This window comes from Pontiella sp. (genome assembly GCF_041622395.1).
Lineage (GTDB): Bacteria > Verrucomicrobiota > Kiritimatiellia > Kiritimatiellales > Pontiellaceae > Pontiella.
On record NZ_JBFJYW010000289.1, the window covers coordinates 1 to 4,813 of the forward strand.

The following is a 4,813-nucleotide window of genomic DNA, read 5'->3' on the forward strand; positions in this document are numbered from 1 at the left end:
AAGTTGGTCTTGCACGGCAGCGCCACATCCATCGACGAAGTGGATCGCTTTGCGGAGTGGGCCTCCGACTGGGGCTTGAGCGGGGTGGCCGCGCTCGTGGGCGCCGATTTGGAGAACGGCGGCGCCGGTGACGGCTATAACAATCTGGCCGAATATGCGTTGGGCATGGATCCGACCCTTTCGGACGCCGGTTCCCGGGATTGGGCAGAAGTGGTGGTTGAGGAGGGAACGACCTGGTTCGACTACATCCATTACCGCCGCTCGGACTATGCTGCGGAGGGTTTATCCTATTGGGTGATCGATTCGACGAACCTGCTGGGTTCCGTCTCCTTCACCAATTCCGCGGATCAAATTATCGTCGGCCCGGCGGTCGATGGCTACGAGCCGGTGACCAACCGCTACGAAATCGATTTGCCGGAAAGGTTTATCCAACTCATGATCCAGCAAGACTAATTCGAACCTTCGGATGAACCACGGAATCCACTAAACACACGGAAACAATCCAATCTTCCGATTCCGTGTGTTCCGTGGTGGAGATCGTCCTGTGCGATTCTGGGGCTGGCTGGCGACGTATTTCGGCAACCCTGGCGATTGCCAAGGGTCACCGCTCGATCGCTCTGCGAAGCCCGTTATGGAGCAGCCTCCCGAAGGCCTGGCCAACTCGGTTTCAGCAGGCGATTGGCCACGATGGCGAAACCACCTGCCCATGGATGTGCAACGCATCCGTCGGGGCTTTTCCATCGGTTCGACGCACGCCGCCCTTGGAGCGGCATGGATCCCAGCGGTTATGAAAGCACCGACACCTCCGGCCTGATCCCGTTTATCGACAACGATGTCTTTGATTTTGCCTATGGCGACACCGACAACGATGAACGCATCATTGACGCGCAGTATGGATCTACCGCGCTCTACGTCGACGGGGAGGATAAGCTGTTCGGGGTAAACTTTGCCGACGGCCGCATTAAAGGCTATGAACTCGAATTTTATGGCAGCGACAAAACCTTCTCCGCGATGTTCTGCCGCGGCAACGAAATGTACGGGGTAAACGACTTCGAGCCGGTCGGCGCGGAGATCGTGATCGACAACGCCACCGGCCTGATGTGGCAGCAGTCCGACAGTCTCGAAGGCCTCAATTGGGAAGAGGCGCTGGCCTACGCCGAAGGCCTCGAACTCGGCGGTTACCGCGACTGGCGCCTGCCGACCGCCAAGGAGCTTCAGGGGCTCGTCGACTACACCCGTTCGCCGGGCACCACCGCTTCCGCCGCAATCGATCCGATCTTCAGCGGTACCGGCATCACCAACGAAAACAATGAGGCGGACTTTCCCTGGTACTGGAGCGGAACCACCCACGAAAACTGGGAGAATGCCGAATGGGCCGCCTATATCGCCTTTGGCCGTGCCATGGGATATGAAGACTCGGCATGGACCGATGTCCACGGCGCCGGCTGCCAGCGCAGCGACCCGAAAAGCGGCGTGCTCAGCGAAAATACGACCGACTTCACCTATGCAGCAAGCTTGGACGGCCTCGGCGGCGGTTACTATCAGACCGATGCGCCCCAGGGCGATGCCGCCCGCGTCTACAACTTCGTGCGCTGCGTGCGCGGCGGTGCCGACGGGCCGGATGCCGACACCGACGGCGATGGTCTGACCGACTGGTATGAATATAACTATGCCTCCGACGCCACCGCCATGGGGGCCAAGGCCGATTCCGACGGCGACGGCGTATCCAATGAAGATGAGTGCACCGCCGGAACCATCCCGACCGAGGAGGACTCCTATTTCCATCTTGCGGGCTTTTCCGGTTCAAACAGCGTTGAATCCATTTCGTGGGTCAGCGAGCTGGACCGCACCTACACCTTGGAAATGTCGACCAATCTCACCAACGGTTTCACGACGGTAGAGAGCGGCATTGCCACCACCGCGCCGACCAATACCTACCTGCTGGACGGCACCGCCGACGCGGCCTTCTATCGCGTGCTTGTAGAATAGTCTCCCCGCAACAGCCCCCCATGCGTCTGCAATGCTCCGTTCAACAAGGTGAGCCGGTGACCAGGAAGTCCATTGACGAAGTGGATCGCTTTGCGGTGGTGGCCGCCGACTGGGGCTTAAGCGGCGGAGCCGCGCACGGGGAGAAAACGGGGCGGGCATAGGTATAAATGACTATAGGCAGACGGCGGAACTGCTGTACTTTAATAAGTTGATAAATCGTGAAGGACCCTCCCCTTGCCAGACTGGCAGAGAGGCCGTGCTGTTGGGGTTTTTTAAACAATAAATAGGAATAAGGAGAGCAGAATGAAGATAGCAGGTATAACAGGAATGGCTTTGGCGCTGGGACTTTCCGGCGCGGCACACGCCGCACCCACGGTTGCACTGCCCGCAGGTGGCGGCACCGCGGGCTTCCATGAAAGCGGTGCGAACGCGACCGGGTTCCGTACGTTCGGAACCGGAAAGTCTTTCGATCTCAACGGGGACGATATCTACGGCTCGCACGGCTATTTCTTTTTCGGCGTGGGCGGAACGGCGAACGTTAACCCAACTTCCGCGGCCTAAAATAAAGATTTCCAGGCACTGGATTTCGCAACACGCTTGTTTTCAACGCAGTGCGACGAATCCGATGAATTCGGCGCAATGGCGCTGGTTTTTGTAACTCCTTGAACGGCAAGGATTCGTATTCTGCGGCGTCTTCCGTAGTGACTGCATGGCGGATTTTTCCTGTTTTTCCCTGGGGGCGGCGAAGTAGTCTTCCTGTGTTGATGAACGGAGGGCGGCTATGTTTTTCAGGGAAAAGAAATCGCGGAAGACCCGGGTGCTGCAGTTGGTTGAAAACCACCGCAATGCCGAGGGGAAGGTTTGCCAGCGGGTGGTTGTGTCGCTGGGCGGATGCCCGGTGCCGGACGAACACCGCAAGCGGGTGGCGGCGGAACTTTCCCGGCGCATGGCCGGATATGAGCAGCTGCTTTCGGAAGAGCCGGTCATTGAATACTGGGTCGGGCGGGTTCTCGAACGGATGGAGGAGGCCGGGCACCTGTCATCGGCTTTCCGGAGGGAGATCCCCGCGTTGCCTGCATGTAGCGTCGCTCCGATCCATATCGACGGAATCGAGCACGAAAACGGAGTACGCCTCGGCCCGTCTTTGGTTCTGCTGCGGGCATGGGAATCGCTCGGACTCGATCCGGTTCTCAAGGAGCAGGGCTTTTCGGATGAACAGCTCGCCACGGCCAAAGCCGTTGTGTTCAACCGGCTGATCGAACCGTCCAGTGAAAACGAGCTGCCCAACTGGATCGCAACGACCGCGCTCGGAGACCTGTTCGGCCTGCACACCGAAGGGTGGGCGGAAGACCGCTTCTACCGCATCGGCGACAAGCTGCTCAAAGGGATGCCGGAGCTTGAAGCCCACCTGCGCCGCAAGGAGCGCGACCTGTTCAACCTCGACCGGACCATCCTGCTCTACGACCTGACCAATAGTTATTTCGAGGGGAGCGGCGCACTCAACCCGCTCGCCCGCCGGAGCGTCGCCTCCAAGGAAAAGCGATCCGACTGCCCGCTCATCTCGGTGGGGATCGTGCTCGACGCGGAGGGGTTCATCATCCGGCACAAGGTTTTCGCGGGGAACATCAGCGACTGCAAAACCCTGCTCGATGCCGTCGCCGATCTCGAACACATCGCCGAAGGCGAGGCCAAGCCCGTTGTCATCGTCGATGGCGGCATGGCCAGCCAGGCCAACCTCGACGCGTTGCGCGAACGCGGCTACGACTACATCGTCAACGGCAAGCGCCGCTCCCGCGCCGACTTCGCCGACGACTTCCTCGACATCGACAGCTTCCGGCGCGTCGAAGGCCGCGGCAAGGCCGGCGAAAAACAACCCGTATTCGTCCGCCGAATATCCACTGGCGCCGAAACCGTCGTCCTCTGCCGCAGCGCCGGGCGCAAACAAAAAGAAGACGCCATCGTGGACAACGCCGAGCGCAAGCTCATCGAAGGACTCGAAGTCCTGCAGGCCCGGATCATCCGCAACGACAAACGGCTCAAGCTCGACGAAAGCCCCGCGCTCGTCAACCGCGCCATCGGACGGCTCCTCAGCCGAACCACCCGTGCCTCCCGGCTCTACACCATCAACTACGACCCCGAAACCCAACACCTCGACTGGCACCGGAAAGAAACCGAATGGGATACCTCGCGCGACCTGCACGGATGCTACCACCTGCGCAGCACCCTCGAACTCAAGGACCAGCAACTGTGGCAGCTCTACATCACCCTCGTCCGCGTCGAGGACGCCTTCCGCAGCATGAAAAGCGACCTCGGCCTCCACCCCTTCCACCACCAGCTCGCCGACCGCTGCCGCGCCCACATCTGGATCACCGTACTCGCCTACCACCTGCTGCGCTGGATCGAGCACTCCCTCAAACTCTCCGGCTACGACTGCACCTGGCGCACCCTGAGGCGACGGCTCGACACCCACGGCTACACCTCCCTCATCGTCCCCGACGCCGACGGCCTCGAACACCACCTGCGCAAACCCGGCCGCCCCAATCCCGTCCAGAAACTCATCTATGCGCTGCTCGGCATCGACTGGACCGCCCTGCCGATCCGCCGCCATACCTACAAAACGGAGGGATGCGCGAAAATGTAGTGACCGCATCCGCGTAAGACCTTGCGGAAGAACGAACTATTTTTAGTGCCGCGGAAGTTGGGTTAGGGCATGGTTGGGACGGTGGATTGTTGAGCCGGTGCGTGCCCGGCTCCGTCGCCCCCGCGTTTCAGGTCAACGGTCCGCCGGGCTTGTCGTGGATGATGGTGTCGGTCAGGAAGTCGG

The 4,813-nt window shown here is 60.5% G+C and carries 4 protein-coding genes; all 4 read left to right on the plus strand.

Annotated elements, in window-relative coordinates:
- On the plus strand, nucleotides 1-453 hold a 453-nt coding region (locus tag ABYO54_RS14140), incomplete at its 5' end, for a hypothetical protein (protein WP_372808894.1).
- A gap of 318 nt (nucleotides 454-771) precedes the next feature.
- Nucleotides 772-1,989 (plus strand): DUF1566 domain-containing protein, encoded by a 1,218-nt coding sequence (locus ABYO54_RS14145; protein ID WP_372808895.1) that lies wholly within the window; start codon nucleotides 772-774, stop codon nucleotides 1,987-1,989.
- A 303-nt stretch (nucleotides 1,990-2,292) separates the two neighbouring features.
- Complete coding sequence (locus tag ABYO54_RS14150) at nucleotides 2,293-2,550, plus strand: hypothetical protein (RefSeq protein ID WP_372808896.1); 258 nt, start codon at nucleotides 2,293-2,295, stop codon at nucleotides 2,548-2,550.
- Nucleotides 2,551-2,770: 220 nt separating this feature from the next.
- A complete protein-coding gene (locus ABYO54_RS14155; RefSeq protein ID WP_372808897.1) occupies nucleotides 2,771-4,630 on the plus strand; it encodes an IS1634 family transposase in 1,860 nt (619 codons plus the stop codon).
- Nucleotides 4,631-4,813 lie beyond the last annotated feature (183 nt).